Below are 17,204 nucleotides of genomic sequence, written 5' to 3' on the forward strand. Positions count from 1 at the left end.
CCCCGCCGGCGGTGCGGACCAGGAGAACGAGGAGTACGGGGAGTACGGGGAGTACGAGGAGCAGGAGGCAGGCAGTGAGCACGGTTGCGGTGGCGGACGAGGACGGCGGGACGGTACCGGTCCGGGACCGGGAGGCGGGCCGGGAGGCGAGCCGGGAGGCGAGCCGGGAACGGGAGGCGGGTGGCCGGCGGACGACCGGGCCGGTGCGGTTCGTGGCCCTCGGGGATTCGCTCACGGAGGGGGTCGGGGACGAGGTGGCCGGGAGTCTGCGGGGCTGGGCGGCGCTGCTCGCCCGGTCGTTGGCGCCGGCCGACCCAGGTGTCGAGTTCACCAATCTCGCACGCAGTGGTGCGCTCAGCACCGAGCTCGGCGCGGAGCAGCTGCCCACCGCGCTGGCACTGCGCCCGGAGCTGGCGGCCGTCGTGGTCGGCGGCAACGACACGTTGCGAACCGGATTCGATGTCGGGCGCACCGCAAGGGAGTTGGACGCCGCACTCGGTGCACTGTCGCACAGCGGGGCTCTGGTACTGACCGCCTGTCTGCCGGATCCCGGCTCCCTGCTGCGGCTCCCGCGCCCGCTCGCCCGGCCACTGGCGCGGCGGATGCGCGCGGTGAACGCGGTGGTGCACGCCCTCTCCGTCCGGCACCGCGCCGTCCACCTGCACGTCGCCGAGCTGCCGTGGACGGTCCAGCGGCGGCTGCTGAGCGCGGACCGGCTCCACCCCAGTGCCCAGGGCCACCACCTGATCGCCCGCGGTTTCCACGCGCTACTCGCCACCGCCGGCCGGCCGCTCGGACCGGCCCCGGCGGCGGAGCCCGCCGAGCCTCCGCCGGGGCGATCGGCCGACCTGTGGTGGATGGCGACCCGCGGCACCCGCTGGGTGGCCGAGCGCAGTACCGATCTGCTGCCCGGTCTGCTCGCGCTGGCCGCCGCCGAGAGCTTCGCACGGCTCCGCGGCGCCGACGGCCGCGAGGACGAACGGATGGCCCGCGCGACGGAGGTGGCGCTCGGCTCGCTCGGGTCCGTCCGGGTGCCCCCGCCCCGGCCGGACGACCGCGGTCACGCCCCCGGCGCGGCCTCCGGAGAACCGACCGGACGGACGGCGCGACGAATCGGCGGAGCCTCGCCGTGAACGGCACCGCCGGATACCGCGCCGGTTCCCCTCCTCCGGGTGTTGCGGAACCGTCGGGGTGGGCGGGAGAGTCGTCGTGGGCAGCGGGCGGGGTGACTGCCCGGCCGGTCGGAGGGAGCTGCTGTGGTGTCGTCACCGCCTGCGGGTAGTCAGGACGGCCGTGCGGGGCGCACGTTGCTGGCCGCGGCCGGGGTGCTGTTCCCGGACGGGCGGGGCCGGGTGCTGGTGGTCCGGCTGCCGTACGACCGGAAGCATCCGGTGGCCGTCCCGGGCGGCGGCTGGGAGCCGGAGGACCACTCCCCGCGCCGGACGGCCGTCCGGGAGATCGCCGAGGAGCTGGGGTTCACGCCCCGGCTCGGGCCGCTGGCCTGCATCGACTGGACACTCGACGACGACCGGCCGCCGATCGCCGCCTTCCTCTACTGGGCCGAGCCGCTGACGCCGGAGCAGGCGGCCGCATTCACCCCGGACGCCGCGGAGGTGGGCGGCTGGAGCTGGCTGACGCCGGAGGAGGCCGCCCACGCGCTGCCGCCGCGGTTGTCGCGCCGGGTGAGCGCCTGCCTGCGGGCCCCGCGCGCGGCCGGGCCGCTGGAGCTGGAGGACAGCCTGTCGGTCGGGCACACGCTCGACCATCTGACCGCCGGCCCCGCGCCCGAGTACACCCGGCTGGCGGGCATCACGCTCACCGGTGCGGCCGGACCGTCGGTGGCCGCACCGCCCGTCGAACCCCCGCTCGACCGGGACACCTACTACGCCACCCGCCCCCGGATCCGGGCCAAGGCGCGCACGCTCTTCACCGACGCGGACGGGCGGGTGCTGCTGGTGCGGCTCCGCCCGTGGTCCGGCCCCGGCGGCGAGGAGCCGTACTGGGTGCTGCCCGGCGGCGGCATCGAGGCGGACCGGGAGCTGCCGCGGGCGGCGGCCCGGCGGGAGGTCCGCGAGGAGCTGGGCTGGGAGTGTGCACCGGGCCGGCTGCTGGCCCTCGACTGGCTGCCCGGGCGGACGGCCGAACCGGCGACCGGGCGGGACACGGCCGTCCTGGTGTACGTGTTCGACGGCGGCACGGTGACGGACGGGCAGCTCGCCTCGATCGCGCTCGCCGAGGACGAGCTGGTCGAGTGGCGGCTCTGCACACCGGTGGAGGCGCGGGCCCTGCTGTCCGCGTCGTCCTGGGCCCGGACGGCGGCCGCGCTCGCCGCCCGCGACCGCCCGGGCGGTCCGGCCGAGCTGGTCGGCGGACGGCCGGCCGGCTGAGCCAAGGCTGCGGTGCGGCTGCGGTGCGGGGCCCGACCGGCCCACGGGCCCGGACGGCCCCCGACAGGCCGACAGGCCGAGAGGCCGAGAGCGGACGGGCCGGTCCGCGGACCGGGCGGGCCTTCCTGGTCCAGACTGGGGCCATGCAGAACGCGATCGGAGAGGCACTGTCCGGGCGGCGTGTGGTCGCGGTCAGCGGCGGCGGCCGGCTCGACCTCACCCTCGACGGGCCGGTGACCGTCCGGGCGGCGCACACGTTCGTGTTCGCCGCGCCGTCCGAGGTGGAGCACTTCTTCCCCGCCCTCACCTTCCGCCCCTCCCCCGCCCTGCTCGGCCTGGTCGGGCGGGCCGTCGATGCGGCGCGGGTGACCATGGCGGGCGGCCTGGAGCTGACGTTCGAGGGTGGCGCCGTGCTCTCGGTGCCGCCGCACGCACGGGTCGCGCCCTGGAGCGTGGGCACGGCCGAGGGCGCCGTCTGCGCCGGACTGGCGGGCGGCGAGGTGGCCTGGACGGCGGAGCCGGCAACGCCGGGGCAGTGAGCGGATCGTGCCACCCGGCGGCAGGGCCGGAGGAGCGGGACGGGCCCCGCGCGGCGCGGGGCCCGTCCACCGGACGGTCGGGCCGGGGGCAGCCCGGCCGCCGTCCGGTCCGTGGTCAGACCTCCAGATCGTTCTCGATCTTCGTCAGCTGGTGGCGGGCCATCGCCAGGTTGGCGCGGCCCTTGTCCAGCGCGAGGTAGAGGAACAGGCCCTTGCCGCTGCGGCCGGTGAGCGGGCGGATCAGGTGGTACTGGCTGCTCAGGGTGATGAGGATGTCCTCGATGCCGTCCTGCAGCCCGAGCATGTCCATCGTGCGCATCTTCGCCCGGACGACGTCGGTGTTCCCGGCGGCGGCCACGTTGAGGTCGAATCCGCCGGGGCCGTCGAGGGTGGCGAGGGCCATCCCGCTGTTGTAGTCGACGAGGGCGGCGCCGAGGGCGCCCTCGATCGCGGTCATGGTCTGCTTGAGCGCGCCTGCTGCGTCCGTCATGTCAGTTCTCCAGTGTCTTCGGAAGGGTCGGTCGAGGGGCCGATCGGGAGATCGGCCGGGTACGTCGGTCGGTGGGGTGCGGTGGATCGCCGAAACGGTCGGGACCGTCGGGTCGGCCTGGGTCGTCGGGGCGGGGCGGGCGGCTCTACAGGGACTCCTTCGGCGTCAGCGCGTCGCTGAGCAGCGCGGTGATGCGCTGGGCGGAGCGGCGGGCCTCCAGGTGCAGGCGGCCGACGTTGACGTCGGGGTGGGCCAACAGCGTGAGGACGCAGCTGCCGCCCGCCGCGTAGGTGGCCACGTACCCGTGCTCGCCGCGCACCAGCGACTCCCGGAACTCCCCCTGCCCGGTGGTGTCGGCGAGCCGTTGGGCCAGGCCGAGTGAGGCGGCGGTCATCGCGGCCAGCCCGGTGGGCTCGGCCCCGTGGGTGTCGTGCGCGACCAGCAGGCCGTCCACACTGGCCACGAGGCCGCCCGCGAGGTGCGGGACCCGGTGCTTGAGAGCACGCAGTTCGGCCAGCAGCTCGGTCTCCAAGGCGATCAGTTGTCTCCTTCCGACACGCTGCTTGAGCGCCCGCCTCATGGCCGCGAGAACGGGGTAGCGGGCGGGGAGTGGTTCAAAGTCGGGCCTCCAGAAGGGTTCGGACCCGGGTCAGCAGCGCGATGTCCGGGTCGGGAACGGTCAGCGGGTGGGCCGCCGCCGGGGTCGGCGGGTGGACCGGGGTCGGCGGCCGCACGGGGGGCGAGGGGCCGGTGGAGCGGGCACCCGACGGGAGCAGCGCGGCCAGGGCGGCCCCCGGAATCCGGCGGTGCAGCCCGCCGCCGGCCCGGCCGGGTGCCGGGAGACCCACCGCCGTCGGACCGGCCGGCGGCGGACCGACCACCGGCGAACCCGTCGGCGGCAGACCTACCGGCGGCAGACCTACCGCCGACGAACCCGTCGGCGGCGGACCGGCCGGCGGACGGCCTGCGGCGGGGCGGCCCTGGGCGGGCACCTGGGCCGCATGCCGTGGCGCACTGCGCCCGGGAGTCGCGAGCAGTCCTGCCGCGGCGAGGCGGCGGACGTCGGCCGTGGTCGCGAACGCCGACCGGCCGAGCAGCCGGGCCAGCTCCACCGGGGTTCTTCGCCCGTCCGCGTGGTCGAGCAGTTCGCGCTGGCGGCGGCTCGGCGGCTTGGCCCGGCCCGACCGGCCGCCCTGGCCGGCGGCGCACCGCTCCTGCACGGCGAGCGGACGGACCGGCGCGGTGTCGAGCTGCGGCCACGGCCAGATGGCTTCGAGCAGCCGGCGCCGGCGCTCCACCTCCCCGCGCAGCCGCCGGACGCTCACCCCCACCACCGGTCCGAGCCAGTGCCGGGCCCCCGGTTCGAAGGACCACGGGCCGGCGGAGGCGCGGGCGGCGCCGAACACGAAGTACGCGGCGTCGTAGAGGGTCACGAGCTGGCAGAGCTCCAACTCCGCCCGGGTGAAGTGGTGTTGTTCGACCAGGGCGGTGCCGACCCGGCCCTGTGGGCCGTAGGTGCGGACGGTCTCCCGCCAGGCGTCGGCCCCGATCCGCCCGCAGCCGGCGAGCAGCGCGGCCAGGCCGGGCGCCCGGTCGGACTCCGCGTGCACCACCAGGCCGCCGGCCAGGTAGACCGCGCCGGCGGGGGCCCGGAGCACACCGGTCGCCCGCTCGGCGGCCAACTGCTCGACCGCACGGCAGGCTTCGACGACCCCGGCCGCCCCGGCGGCGGCGGCCCAGGCCGCGCCGTCGGGCCGGCCGCCTGCGGCGGGCCTGCTCCCGCCGACGCGGCCGCTGCCGCCGACGGGGACACTGCCGCCGCCGGGGCCGCGATGCCCGGCGGGGCCGAGGCTGCCGGCGGCAGACCCGACCGTCTGAACCGAACAGGCCGTCACGGCCTCCGCCGCGTTCACCACGACCGCCCGTGGCCGACCGGCGCGTTCGTCCGCGGATTCGTCCCGGCGCCCGTCATCCGAGCACCAGTTCCTCGGCGAGCGCCTGGAGGCGGTAGCGGGCCGCGGCGAGATTGCCCTCCGTCCGGTCCAGCCAGAGGTGCAGGACGAGCGGACTGTCGAAGACGGTGTCGATGAAGCAGATCAGGTGGTAACTGCGCCCCGCAGTGAGGATGATGTCCTGCAACGGCGAGCGCCGGTCCTCCGCCACGGTGAAGGTCTCGCTCTCAACCGCCGCCCGAACCAAGTCCGTTGCCTCTGCGGCCGAGGTCTCGTGGTCGCCGGTGGGGCTGACGCCGGCACTACCGAGGGCGAGTCCGCTGCTCCAGTCGATGAGGCTGGCTGCACGGGCGCCGGCGATCGCCATCGCCCCGGACAGGCATTCGTCGATACCCGGCACTCGGGCTCCTTCGGAGGGTTCGGGACAGCCGGGCGCACGAGGCCGGCGCCGACCGGACCACCACGAGCAGTGGCGGGTTCGACACGGAAGGCTACTGGCGGATTCCGTATGACGAACATTCCAATGGCATATTCACATCTATGGCAGCTACTTTCGGCCAAGCTGTGACGACTCGTCAGTTTGGGACGTGTACCGAAACCCACTGGCCGGAGGCGAGGCCGGCCGGGCACCATCGGCCCACCTGGAGCGGGACCTTGGCCGGTTGTCGGCCACGCCGGAAGGTTTCGGCCGGCGACTGCGCTAAGGAGCGAGCAGCTGCGCCGGAGTTCGGGCGACCGGCACCGGCGACCTCGGCACGCGCGAACACACCGGCACATGCGGCGCGCCCGGACGGCGACCGAGGGGGTTGCGCACCGCCCGCCGACCGCGGCCCGACGGCGGCGCACCCGCAGGCACGACAGGGAGCACCACGGCCGGCGCCCATGACAGGAAACGACGAGGGGCGCGACGGGACACGGCGGGAGACGATGCGGAAACGGCGGAGGGGCCGTTCCGATGCGGAACGGCCCCTCCGGGTGGAGCGCCAGGCCCGGGTCGAACGGACTCTTCCTACTGAAAGTAGGACGTGCTCCAGTAGCACCACTGACGCCTGGCCGAGAGAACGTTTCCTCTCGACGGGAAGAACAGTAGCAGCACATCACGCCTGGTCAGAAATCGAACGGCACCCCGCGGACCTCACCCCCGGGAGCCGGCGGCCTCCTTGGCGGCCCGTTCGACCCGGTCGTGGTGGGCCTGCCACCAGGCCCGGTCGCCGGGGGCGGTGTTCTCGCCGTCCGGGCGCTGGCCGGTGGTGCCGTCGATGAGTTCGCGGACGACGTCGGCGTGGCCGGCGTGGCGCTGGGTCTCCGAGATCATATGGACCAGCGAGCCGTGCAGAGTCACCTCGTTGCGGTTGCCCCAGGGCACCCGGCCGGTGGCGTCGAGCGGCAGCGAGCCGATCGTCCCGTCCGAGTGCGCCCACGCCCTCCGGTACCACCCGACGATCTCCTCGCGGCTCTCGTCGGGGGTGGCCCAGAGGTCGGCGTTGGGCTCGGCGTCCCCGGTGATCCAGAGCGGCGGGCCGGTGAAGGGGCGCCCGAAGGTCGCGCCGAAGTAGACGGCCTCGGCCCCGGTCAGGTGTTTGACCAGGCCCAGCAGGTTGGTGCCGGTCGGGGTCAGCGGGCGGCGGACGTCGTACTCCGAAAGCCCTTCGAGCTTCCAGAGCAGCACGTCGCGGGCGTCCTGGAGGTAGATCCGCAAGTCTTCCTTGGGGCCCCTGGCAGTTGTCATGCGGACCAGTCTGCTGACCGGGGGGTCGTCGCGCACCGCCTTTGCCCGCCCGGACGTGCCCGGCCACGGCAGTCGCCACCGGAGAACGCTCCGCGAGCCGGGGCTTCGCCTCGCGCGGGTCACCGCATCTGCCACCGGTTGGTCGAGTCGTGGTGACGGTCTGCGCGACCAGCTGACAACCACCGCGGCCGGTGACACCGGAAACCGGCGGTCGGCCACCCCTTCGTTCGAGCATGTGTTCGATTCAAGGCGTAGGCTGGCCCCATGCACGGCACCGTTCACCTCCAGCCCTCGCTGTTCGACGACACCGACCGGCGCGGGATCGCGCTCGGCCCGCTCGGCGGCCTGCGGCGGCAGCTGCTCGGGGCGGGCGCCTGGGTGGACGTGCTGCCCGGGTGGGTGACCGGGGCGGACCTCCTGTTCGACCGCCTCGCCGCCGAGGTGCCCTGGCGGGCGGAGCAGCGGGAGATGTACGAGCGGGTGGTGGCCGTCCCGCGGCTGCTCGCCTCGTACGGGGCTGGCGACGAGCCGCCCCACCCGCTGCTCGGCACGGCCCGCACGGCGCTGAGTGCGCACTACGCGGCGGAGCTGGGCGAGCCGTTCCGCACGCTGGGGCTCTGCTACTACCGGGACGGCCGGGACAGCGTGGCCTGGCACGGGGACCGGATCGGGCGCGGCGCGCGCGAGGACACCATGGTGGCGATCCTCTCGGTGGGCGAGCCGCGGGCGCTGCTGCTGCGGCCCCGGGGCGGCGGCGGGCCGGTGGTGCGGCACCTGGTCGGGCACGGGGACCTGCTGGTCATGGGCGGGTCGTGCCAGCGGACGTGGGAGCACGCGGTGCCCAAGACCGCCCGGCCGGCGGGCCCGCGGATCAGCGTCCAGTTCCGCCCGCACGGCGTGGCCTGAGCCCGGCCCCCGCGGCGCCCGCCCCGGTTGCCGCGGGGGCCGGGGCGGCGGAGGCTGGCCGGGGGTTCCACCGGGATCGGAGGACGGCATGCCGAAGGCGGGCAGGTACCGGGAGGGCGTGCCGTGCTGGGTCGAGCTGGCCGTGCCGGACGTACGGCGGGCCGAGCTGTTCTACGGGGAGCTGTTCGACTGGGACTTCGTCGAGCCGGACGGGCTCACCGGCCTCTCCGTGGCCACCCTGCACGGGGCGCAGGTCGCCGGGCTGGTCCACCGGGCCCCGGCGGGGGGCGGCTTCGGCTGGACGACCTACCTCGCCGTGGACGACGCCGACCGGGCGGCCGGGGCCGTCCGGCAGGCCGGCGGGCGGATCGTCCGGGAGCCGGGCGAGGTGGCCGACCTGGGCCGGGGCGCGCTCGCCGTGGACCCGCTCGGCGCGGCCTTCGGGCTCTGGCAGGGCCGGCTGAACCCGGGTGCGGGCCTGGTCAACGAGCCCGGGACGGTCACCTGGAACGAGCACCTGTCACCCGACCCGGACGGCGCCCGGGCGTTCTACCGGCAGGTCCTCGGGTACGACTACGCCCGCCCGGCGGGCGACTACACGGTGTTCCGGGCCGGCGGGCTGCCGGCCGGCGGGATCGGCGGGAACCCGGGGGTGGACCCGGACGGGCCGGCGGCCCTCTGGGCGGTGTACTTCGGCGCGGCGGACACCGACCGGACGGTGGCGCGGGCGGTCCGGCTCGGCGGGATCGTGCTGGACGGGCCGGAGCCGACGCCGTTCGGGCGGATCGCGGTGCTGCGGGACCACACCGGGGCGGTGTTCACCCTGATCGGCATCGGCCGGGAGGGCGCGCCCGAGGCGGCCTGAACCGGGCCGGGCCGACCACCGCCGGGGAGCTCACTCCCGCCCGGGGAGCCAGGGAAGCCCGGGAAGTCCGTGGAGCCCGGGGAGCCCACACGTCGACGCCGAGACGGCGGGCGAGGCCCACCGTCCCGGCGATCTGCGCGAGTTGCCCGTCGGCTCGTTCACGGTGCACGGACCCCACCTCCATGACCGGGACGCCAACACCCGTCGCAGCTCCTCCCTCGCGGGCCCGGACGCCGGCCGGTTCAGTCCTTGACCGCGCCGGCCAGCCCGGAGACCAGCTTGCGCTGCACCGCGATGAAGAAGATCAGCACCGGGACGGTCATCAGCGTGGACGCGGCCATGATGCCGCCCCAGTCGTTCTCGTCCGGCTTGAAGAAGACCAGCAGCGCCGAGGGGAGGGTCTGGTTCTCGGTCGCGCTGATGATGAAGGTCTTGGCGAAGACGAAGTCGTTCCACGCCGCGATGAAGGAGAAGACGCTGGTCGCGGCCAGGCCGGGGGCCACCAGCGGGAGCAGGATCCGCCAGAGGATCCGGCTCCGGCTCGCGCCGTCGATCTGGGCGGCCTCCTCGATCGAGACCGGGACGGCGGCGACGAAGCCGCGCATCATCCAGATCCCGAACGGGAGCGAGAACGCCAGCTGCACCAGGATCAGCGAGGCCAGGGTGTTGAGGCCGATCCCCGGCGCGACCCGGCCGGCGTCGCGGAACATGAAGAACAGCGGGATGGTCAGCGCCTCGACCGGGATCATCTGGGCGATCAGGAACATCACCATGATCGTGGTGCGGAACCTGAACCGGAAGCGGGTCACCGCGACCGCCGCGAGGAAGACCACCACCGCCGACAGCACCACCACCGCGAGGGCGATCACCAGGCTGTTCAGGAAGTACCGGCCGAACCCGTCGACGCTCAGCACCTGCCGGAAGCTCTCCAGCGTGGGGTGCGCGGTCCACGGCTTCGGGTCCAGCGACTGCACCTCGCCCTTGGGCTTGAAGGCGGAGAGGACCATCCAGAAGATCGGGAAGGCGGTCACCACGGCCACCAGCACGGCGGTGCTGTTGGCGGCGAGACGCCGGCGGCTGCGGGTGTTCACAGTTCGTTGCCCGTCCGTCGCAGGGTGCGGATGTAGAGGACCGTCGGGATCACCAGGACGAGCAGCATGATCACGCCGATGGCCGCGCCGAGCCCGTACTGGGAGGAGGCGAAGGCCTTCTGGTAGGCGTACACGTTGAGGACGAGGTTCTGGCCGGCGATGCCGCCGCCCTCGGTCATCACGTAGATCTGGGTGAAGACCTTGAAGTCCCAGATCACCGACTGGATCACCACGATGGTCAGGATCGGGCGCAGCATCGGCGCGGTGATCCGGCGGAAGGTCGTCCAGGTGCCGGCCCCGTCCAGCGCGGCGGCCTCCAGGATCTCCCCGGGGATCGCCCGGATGCCCGCGTAGAGCGTCACCATGACGAAGGGGAAGGAGTGCCAGACCACCACGGCGCCGACGATCAGGAACGCCGTCCACTTGTCGTAGAACCAGTTGTACTCGTGGAAGCCGCTCAGCCCGAGGTCGACCAGGGTCTTGTTGACCAGGCCGAGGTTGGTGTCGAAGAGGAAGCTCCACACCGTCGACCCGGTCATCGCGGGCGCCGCCCAGGCCGCCATCGCGGCGGTGGTCAGGATCAGCCGGGCGGTCGTGCCGACCCTGGTGAGCAGCACGGCGAGGGTGGCTCCGACGGCCAGTGTGGCGACCACGCAGAAGGCGGCGAAGCCGACCGTCTGCGAGAGCACCGACCAGAACTGGCCGTCGCTCAGGATGGTCCGGTAGTTGCCGAGGCCGACGAAGCTGGTCGGCACTCCCCCGGACGCCTGGGCCTGCCCGAAGTCCAGCACCGACAGCAGGCCGAGCTGGTAGATCGGGTAGGCCACCAGCGGGATCATGATGACCGCGGCCGGCAGCAGGAGCAGCAGCGGGGGGCGGCGGCGGCCCCGGCCGCGCGGGGGCGCGGCCGGAGCGGTGCCCCCGCGGCGGCGCCCGCTCGGGGAGGGCGCCGCCGGGGCGGTCGTGGTGGATGCGGACACGTGCGGGACCTGCTCTCTGGATACGCCTCGCGGGGCCGGCCCCTCCCGGAGCCGGCTGCCCGCCGGGGCCTGCGATCAGTGGGCCGCGAAGGCCGAGGTGATCTGCGTGGCGGCGTCGCCCGAGGCCTTGGCCACGTCCGCCTTGCCGGTGACGACCTGCTGGAGCATGGTCGGGATGACCGCCTGCGCGTCGATCTGGGCCCAGGCCTGGTCCAGCGGCACGAACTTCGTCCCGGCGGCGATGGTGTCGGTGAAGGGCTTCAGGAAGGCGTCCTTCGCCGCGACCGCGGCACTGACGGACTTGAGCGTCGGCAGGTTGCCCATCGCGTCGTACATCTGGCCCTGGTAGGCGGGGCTTGCCAGCAGTTCGGCGAACTCGACCGCGAGCGTGCGGTGCTTGGCCGCCTTCATCACGCCCAGGTTGTTGCCACCGGCGAACGCCGGGGCGATCGAGCCGGCCTTCGCCCCGGGCAGCGGCACGACCCCGTACTTCTCCTTGACCGCGCCCGCGTCGACCTTGCTGCGGCTGGAGTTGGGCAGGATCGCCATCGCGGACTTGCCGGCCGCGAACAGGTCGACGGTCTTGCCGCCGGTGAGGTCGGCGCACTGCTGCGCCGGGCAGCCGTTCTCGCCGAAGAGGTCGGTGTAGCGCTTGATGCCGGCCTGCGCGGCGGGCGAGTTGATGGCGGCCTTGTACGTGGTGCCGTCCTTGGCGGCGATGTCGCCGCCGGCGTCCCAGACGAACGGCAGCGCGCCGAAGGTGTACTTGCCGCCGACGGCGATCCCGAAGGTGTCCGGGTGCGCGGCGTGGATCTTCTGGGTGGCGGCCACCAGCTCGTCGTAGGACGTCGGCGCGGCCAGCCCGGCCTCGGTGAACAGGTCGGTGCGGAAGTACAGCGCGCGCACGGCGACCCACCACGGCAGGCCGTAGGTCTTGCCGTCCACCACGGCCGTCCCGGCGATCACCGGGTCGAGGTCGGCCTTGTCCTTCCACCGGTCGAGGTCGGCGCCGATCTCGGCCAGCCCGCCGGCGGCGACGTAACCGGGGAGGTCGGTGTTGCCGAACTCGACGAGGTCCGGGGCGCTGTTCGGGTCGTTGAACGCGCCCTTCATCTTGGCCGCGCGCGCCGAGGCGTCGGTGTCGATGTAGCTGACGTTGACGGTGACACCCTGGTGGGAGGCCTGGAACTCGGTGACCGCCTTGCCGATCACCGCTTCCTTCGCCGCGTTGCCGGCCTCGTTGTACAGCCAGACCTGCAGCGTGCCGGTCTTCTCGTCCGCGGCCTTGTCGCCGGCGGGCAGTGCGGTGCCGGGCGAACAGGCGGCCGCGGCGGCGATACAGGTGGCGGTGAGCACGGCGGCCGCAGCGGTCCGTCCGATGAGTCGCATGGGTGGAAACCTCCCCTCCCGACAGCTGCCGCCGAGACGTGCACCGCTGGGGACGGGCGCGTCGAAGCAGGCCCTGACCGGGGCCGATGGTGGGTGCGTGAACGCAGGATGTGGGGGTACGGCAGGGCGGCCGCCCGGGTGGAGGCTGCGCCGCCTGCTCGATGCCAGGACGTTAGGCGGGCCCGCTCGGGGGCAACAAGAGGCGATTCGGGAAGTTTTGCACTGCACAACGGCGTATCGAAGAATCGGCGAACCGGGCGTCACGGGGTACCGTCTGACACCACCGCCGCAGCCCGGCGGCGGAACGAGAGGGGAACGGAGCCATGACGGAGACGGGGACCGGCGCGGAGCCAGAAACCGGCGCTGGACCGGAAACTGCGGCCGGCGCGGAAACCGCGGGGCCGGACGCGGCGGTGGGCCCGGATGCGGCGGCGGCAGCGGCAGCGGCAGCGGCAGCGGCAGCCGGTACGGAATCGGCGGCGGCAGCGGCAGCGGCAGCGGCGAAGCCGGCCAGGAAGGCGGCCACCTCCGACCGCAACCAGTCGTCCTCGCTTCGCCGCGCCCTCGCCGTCCTCGGTCACGTGCGCGACCACGGCAACGGCCGCGGCGTCCCGCTCGCCCAGCTCGCCGAGGCGCTCGACCTCAACAAGAGCACCGTGCTGCGGCTGGCCGGCCCGCTGCTCGACGAGCACCTGCTCGACCGCGACCGGGAGACCGGCTGGTTCCGGCTCGGCCACGGGTCGCTCCGGCTCGGCCAGGCCTACCTCTCCACCCTCGACCTGCGCAGCATGGCCGCCGAACACCTCAGACGCCTGCAGCGCGAGGCCGGCGAGACCGTCCACCTGACCGTCTGGCAGGCCCCCGGCATCGTCTACCTGGACAAGGTCGAGGACGAGACCAATGTGCGGATGGCCTCCCGGGTCGGCAGCCGCGCCCCGGCCTACTGCACGGCCACCGGAAAGGCGATCCTGGCCTGGCTGCCCGAGGAGGCCGTCGCCGAGGTGGTCGCCGCCGGCCTGCGCCCGGTCACCGCCTGGACCATCTCCGACGAGACCCACCTGCGGGCCGACCTGGCGCGGATCCGCGCCCGCGGCTACTCCATCGACGACCGGGAGAACGAGCCCGAGGTCCGCTGCGTCGCCGCCCCGATCTTCGACCACACCGGCGAGGTGACCGCCGCCCTCTCGGTCTCCGGCCTCACCTCCCGGATGACCGCGGCCCGGGTCCGGTCGCTGGGGCCGGTGGTCGCCCAGGTCGGCCTACGGATCTCGCGCGAACTCGGCTCCGACCGGCAGCCCGGCTGACGGGCCCGTCGCGGGCCTCCGAGGGCCCCCGCGGAACGCGGACGAGGCCCGGCGCCGAGAACGGCACCGGACCTCGTCCAGCGGTAGAGCGCCAGGCCCGGGTCGAACGGACTCTCCCTACTGAAAGTAGGGCGTGCTCCAGTAGCACCACTGACGCCTGACAAGAGATCATCTCCCTTGCGACGAGAAGAAGACTAGCAGGTCAGCGGCCCTGTCGCGAAACCGGACAGCGGTCCGACAGCCCCACGTAACGCGGACGAGGCCCGGCGCCGAGAACGGCACCGGACCTCGTCCAGCAGTGGAGCGCCAGGCCCGGGTCGAACGGACTCTCCCTACTGAAAGTAGGGCGTGCTCCAGTAGCACCACTGACGCCTGACAAGAGATCATCTCCCTTGCGACAGGTAGAACAGTACCAGCTCAGAGCACCTGCACGATTCCGAGGGGAACCCGAAATGAGCACCACTCAGCCCACCGCGCCGGAGACCGTCGAGTACACCCAGGGGCGTCTCATGGACGTCCACCGACCCACCGACGGTGGCGGCGGACCGGCGCCCGTCGTCCTGCTCTGGCACGGCCGGGGCGCCGACGAGCGCGACGTCCTGCGCCCCCTGGCGACCGAGGCCGCCGGGCTCGGCCTGCTGGTGCTCGTACCGGACTGGCGGTCCGACGGGGAGGACGGGGGCCGCGCCGAACTGCTGGCCTCGTTCGAGCACGCCCGCCGGCACGCGGCGGCCTACGGCGGCGACCCGGAGCGGTTCGTGCTGGCCGGCTGGTCGCTCGGCGGGCGCGAGGCCGTCGCCCTGGCCACCCACCCGGACACCCCTGCCGACGTCCGCCCGACGGCGGTGGTCGGCATCGCCTCCAGCTACGTCAACCCCGCCTGCACCACCGGCGACGCACCGCTGAAGCTGCTGGCCGACCGGCCGTCCCCGATACCGGTCTGGCTGGTCCACGGCTCGCGCGACGAGCTGGTGCCCGCCGAGCGGACCCTCGAACTGGCCCGGGTCCTGCCGGATGCACAGCTGCTGGAGCTGGACAGCGACCACGCCGGCGTCGTCATGACCGAGTTCGACCCGGCGGTCGAGCGGTGCCGGCCCGCCCTGGCCGGGCACGCCGTCGACGCCGGGCGGGCGACCGCCCGGGTGCTGGCCCGGGCGGCCGGGGTGATCAACGGCTGAGCGGGCGGGCCTCGGCGTGCCAGGCGTCGCGCCGTCCGGGCGCGCCGCCGCGGGTCCGCCGCGGCAGCGCGGCGAGGAGCGCCGGCAGGACGGCGAGCAGCAGGGCCGCGGCCGCGAACAGGAGTAGGTGCGCGCCCTCGGCGACGGGGCCGGACCAGCCCAGGCCGCCGTGGCGGTGCTCGACGAAGCCGTTGTGGAAGAGCCAGGCGGCCACCGCGACCAGGGGGGCGGCAGCCGGGCGGGAGTGCCGGCCGACCGCTCCGCAGAGCGCGGCGTAGGCGGCGAGGGCCACCCAGGTGGGCCGCAGCTCGCCGAGGACGGCGAGCACAGGCAGCAGGGCGGCGCCGGCGAGCAGCGCCACCGCGCCGGACATCGCCACCGGAAGGCACTGCGGCCGGGCACGCGGGACACGGGGACGGGGACCGCCATCGGGGCCGCTCTCGGGACCGCTCTCGGGACCGTCGCAGGGACCGTCGCAGGGTCCGGAGCGCGGTTCGGAGCGAGGTCCGGAGCGAGGTCCGGAGCGAGGTCCGGAGTGGGTCATCGCGCTCACCGTCCGACCGTCAGCGGGCTCAGCAGGGTCTGGTGGTGGCGTTCGAGGGCCTCCAGTTCGCGTTGCAGCGGTGGCCTGGGCACGGCCAGCACCGGGCAGGTCGCGTGCCGGACGCAGTGGGTGGTGACGGACGGCCGCAGCACCCGCGCGATCGGACCGCGGCCGCCGGCGCCGAGGACGAGCAGGTCGCCCGGGCGGTCGGCGGAGGCGACCAGCGCCCGGCCGGTCTCGCCCCGGACGATCCGGCTGCGCAGCCGGACGCCCGCGAAGCCGCCGCCGAACGCCTCGTCCAGGGCCTGGCGCAGCCGGGTGGCGGCCGCGTCGCGGCAGGCCGAGAGCAGCGGCGGGCACGGGGAGCGGCGGTAGCCGAACTCGCCGCCCGCCGGCGTCCAGCAGTGCACCGCGAGCACCTCGGCGTCGGCGCCGCGGGCCTCCGCGACGGCGCGGTGCAGGGCGGCCAGACTGCCGAGGGAGCCGCTGACGCCGACGACGATGCGGCCCCGCCCGTCGTCGTCCCGCCCGTACGGTCCGCCGACCGCTCCGGTTTCCGCTCCGGCGCCGTTCTCCGTCATGGCCCTTCCCGTCCTTCCTGCTGCTGCGTCCCGTGCCCCGCGTTCGGCGCGCCGGGTGCGGCGCCGCCGTCCTCCAGCAAAGCCCGGCCAGGCCGCGGAGGGGCCGTTCGTTGACGGAGCTCTGACGCGCGGGGCCCGGATCCGTACGCGGCCCTGACGCGGGCTCGGCGTGGCCCCGGGACGGGCCTCGACCCCGCCCGCGCCCCCGGCCCCGCCGCGGGCGGGGGTGCGGGCACCGGCGCGGCGCACCGGCCGCGGGGAGGCCGTCCCTGACCGGCCGGCGAGTACCCTGGGCCGCAACAGCGGAATCCCTCCACCACGAGGTGAGTTGATGGCTCGTCAGCAGGATGCCGTCCGCCCGGCGGAGCCGGCCGCGGTCCTCGCCGGCCGGCTCCGGGCCGCGTTGGAGGACAGTGCCGTGCCGGGCCGCGCGGAGGCCGAACGGGCGTACCTGAAGAGCGAACTACAGCACCTCGGGGTGCCGGTGCCGGCGATGCGTGCCGTGGTCCGCAACGCGCTGCGGGCCGCGCCGGGGCTGGACCGCGCCGAACTCCTGGAGCTCGCCGCCGAGTTGTGGGCCCCGCCGGTGCACGAATCCCGCTCCTGCGCACTGCTGCTCCTGGAGTACCGCGCCGAGCTGCTCCGCGCCGAGGACACGGCCTTCCTGGAGCGCCTGCTGCGGGAGTGCGCGACCTGGGCCCACGTCGACCTGCTCGCCCCCAAGGTGGCCGGCGCGCTACTGCTGCGCCTGCCGGAGACTGCGGCGGACTTCCAGCGCTGGAGCCGTGACGAGGAGCAGTGGGTGCGGCGCGGCGGGGTGCTCTCCTACGTCCTCGCGCTCCGCGAACCGGCGGAGTTCCCGCACCACTTCGACGCGTTCGCGGCGCTCGCCGATCCGCTGCTGGCCGACCCCCGGTTCTTCGTGCGCAAGGCGGTGGGCTGGACGCTGCGAGAGGGGGTCAAACACCACCCCGCCGAGGTCACCGGCTGGCTGGGGCGCCGGCTGGACCGGGTCTCCGGGCTCACCCTGCGCGAGGCGATCCGGCCGGTGGACGAGCAGGCGGCCACCCGGCTGCTGGCGGCGCACCGGGAACTGCACGGCCGCCGCCCGCAGGGCTGAGGCAGCGGCGCCGGACGCCCGTGCCTCCGCCGCTCGCCGCCGCGGCCGGGTGACGTCCGGGTGTCCGCGGGGCCAGCGGGCCGCCACCGCTGGAAGAACGTGCGCCGGCGGGACGGGCCGCCACCCCGGCCGACCTGCGCGGGAGCGGA

General features: G+C 74.8%; 18 protein-coding genes. 8 read left to right on the top strand and 10 right to left on the bottom strand.

Translation table 11 applies throughout. From position 1 onward, the window contains the following. Nucleotides 1-74 precede the first annotated feature (74 nt). From OH807_RS07705 to OH807_RS07715, 3 genes are all read left to right on the top strand, one after another. Complete coding sequence (locus OH807_RS07705; protein ID WP_406195535.1) at nt 75-1,133, top strand: SGNH/GDSL hydrolase family protein; 1,059 nt, start codon at nt 75-77, stop codon at nt 1,131-1,133. A 126-nt stretch (nt 1,134-1,259) separates the two neighbouring features. Continuing rightward, complete coding sequence (locus OH807_RS07710; protein WP_406195538.1) at nt 1,260-2,387, top strand: NUDIX hydrolase; 1,128 nt, start codon at nt 1,260-1,262, stop codon at nt 2,385-2,387. Between the two features lie 143 nt (nt 2,388-2,530). Continuing rightward, nucleotides 2,531-2,926, top strand: a complete 396-nt coding sequence (locus OH807_RS07715; protein ID WP_406195541.1) for a DUF6188 family protein — start codon at nt 2,531-2,533, stop codon at nt 2,924-2,926. 115 nt (nt 2,927-3,041) lie between these two features. Here OH807_RS07715 and OH807_RS07720 read toward each other — a convergent pair whose 3' ends face one another. From OH807_RS07720 to OH807_RS07740, 5 genes are all read right to left on the bottom strand, one after another. Further along, on the bottom strand, nt 3,042-3,416 hold the full coding sequence (locus OH807_RS07720) for a hypothetical protein (protein WP_406195544.1): 375 nt from the start codon (nt 3,414-3,416) through the stop codon (nt 3,042-3,044). A 145-nt stretch (nt 3,417-3,561) separates the two neighbouring features. Continuing rightward, nucleotides 3,562-3,948, bottom strand: a complete 387-nt coding sequence (locus OH807_RS07725) for a roadblock/LC7 domain-containing protein (protein ID WP_406195547.1) — start codon at nt 3,946-3,948, stop codon at nt 3,562-3,564. An 82-nt stretch (nt 3,949-4,030) separates the two neighbouring features. After that, entirely contained in the window at nt 4,031-5,329 is a 1,299-nt protein-coding gene (locus OH807_RS07730) for a hypothetical protein (RefSeq protein ID WP_406195550.1), read from the bottom strand. A 55-nt stretch (nt 5,330-5,384) separates the two neighbouring features. Further along, a complete protein-coding gene (locus tag OH807_RS07735) occupies nt 5,385-5,768 on the bottom strand; it encodes a hypothetical protein (RefSeq protein ID WP_406195553.1) in 384 nt (127 codons plus the stop codon). Between the two features lie 735 nt (nt 5,769-6,503). Next, a complete protein-coding gene (locus OH807_RS07740; RefSeq protein ID WP_406195556.1) occupies nt 6,504-7,097 on the bottom strand; it encodes a DinB family protein in 594 nt (197 codons plus the stop codon). Between the two features lie 264 nt (nt 7,098-7,361). Here OH807_RS07740 and OH807_RS07745 point away from each other — a divergent pair, with 264 nt between their 5' ends. Together OH807_RS07745 and OH807_RS07750 are read left to right on the top strand one after the other, a co-directional pair. After that, on the top strand, nt 7,362-8,003 hold the full coding sequence (locus OH807_RS07745) for an alpha-ketoglutarate-dependent dioxygenase AlkB (RefSeq protein WP_406195559.1): 642 nt from the start codon (nt 7,362-7,364) through the stop codon (nt 8,001-8,003). A gap of 88 nt (nt 8,004-8,091) precedes the next feature. Next, the gene (locus OH807_RS07750; protein WP_406195562.1) at nt 8,092-8,868 is read left to right on the top strand and encodes a VOC family protein; all 777 of its coding nucleotides are present in this window, start codon (nt 8,092-8,094) and stop codon (nt 8,866-8,868) included. Between the two features lie 242 nt (nt 8,869-9,110). Here the strand turns inward: OH807_RS07750 and OH807_RS07755 are convergent, their stop codons facing one another. From OH807_RS07755 to OH807_RS07765, 3 genes are all read right to left on the bottom strand, one after another. Next, nucleotides 9,111-9,959, bottom strand: coding sequence for a carbohydrate ABC transporter permease (locus OH807_RS07755; protein WP_406195565.1), 849 nt, complete (start codon nt 9,957-9,959; stop codon nt 9,111-9,113). Then, nucleotides 9,956-10,939: a carbohydrate ABC transporter permease gene (locus OH807_RS07760; RefSeq protein ID WP_406195568.1), complete on the bottom strand. Its 984-nt coding sequence runs from the start codon at nt 10,937-10,939 to the stop codon at nt 9,956-9,958. The genes OH807_RS07755 and OH807_RS07760 overlap by 4 nt, the downstream gene beginning before the upstream one ends. 75 nt (nt 10,940-11,014) lie before the next feature. Next, entirely contained in the window at nt 11,015-12,328 is a 1,314-nt protein-coding gene (locus OH807_RS07765) for an extracellular solute-binding protein (protein ID WP_406195572.1), read from the bottom strand. Nucleotides 12,329-12,651: 323 nt separating this feature from the next. Between OH807_RS07765 and OH807_RS07770 the strand changes: the two genes are divergently transcribed. After that, nucleotides 12,652-13,632, top strand: a complete 981-nt coding sequence (locus OH807_RS07770; RefSeq protein ID WP_406195575.1) for an IclR family transcriptional regulator — start codon at nt 12,652-12,654, stop codon at nt 13,630-13,632. A gap of 452 nt (nt 13,633-14,084) precedes the next feature. After that, nucleotides 14,085-14,810, top strand: coding sequence for an alpha/beta hydrolase (locus OH807_RS07775; protein WP_406195578.1), 726 nt, complete (start codon nt 14,085-14,087; stop codon nt 14,808-14,810). Here the strand turns inward: OH807_RS07775 and OH807_RS07780 are convergent. Both OH807_RS07780 and OH807_RS07785 read right to left on the bottom strand, forming a co-directional pair. Further along, a complete protein-coding gene (locus OH807_RS07780; protein ID WP_406195581.1) occupies nt 14,800-15,189 on the bottom strand; it encodes a hypothetical protein in 390 nt (129 codons plus the stop codon). The genes OH807_RS07775 and OH807_RS07780 overlap by 11 nt on opposite strands. A gap of 170 nt (nt 15,190-15,359) precedes the next feature. Beyond that, nucleotides 15,360-15,935, bottom strand: coding sequence for a universal stress protein (locus tag OH807_RS07785; protein ID WP_406195584.1), 576 nt, complete (start codon nt 15,933-15,935; stop codon nt 15,360-15,362). Nucleotides 15,936-16,266: 331 nt separating this feature from the next. On the opposite strand from OH807_RS07785, the gene OH807_RS07790 reads away from it, so the two are divergent. Further along, a complete protein-coding gene (locus OH807_RS07790; protein WP_406195587.1) occupies nt 16,267-17,055 on the top strand; it encodes a DNA alkylation repair protein in 789 nt (262 codons plus the stop codon). Nucleotides 17,056-17,204 lie beyond the last annotated feature (149 nt).

It is taken from the genome of Kitasatospora sp. NBC_01560 (assembly GCF_045208415.1).
Taxonomy (GTDB): domain Bacteria; phylum Actinomycetota; class Actinomycetes; order Streptomycetales; family Streptomycetaceae; genus Kitasatospora.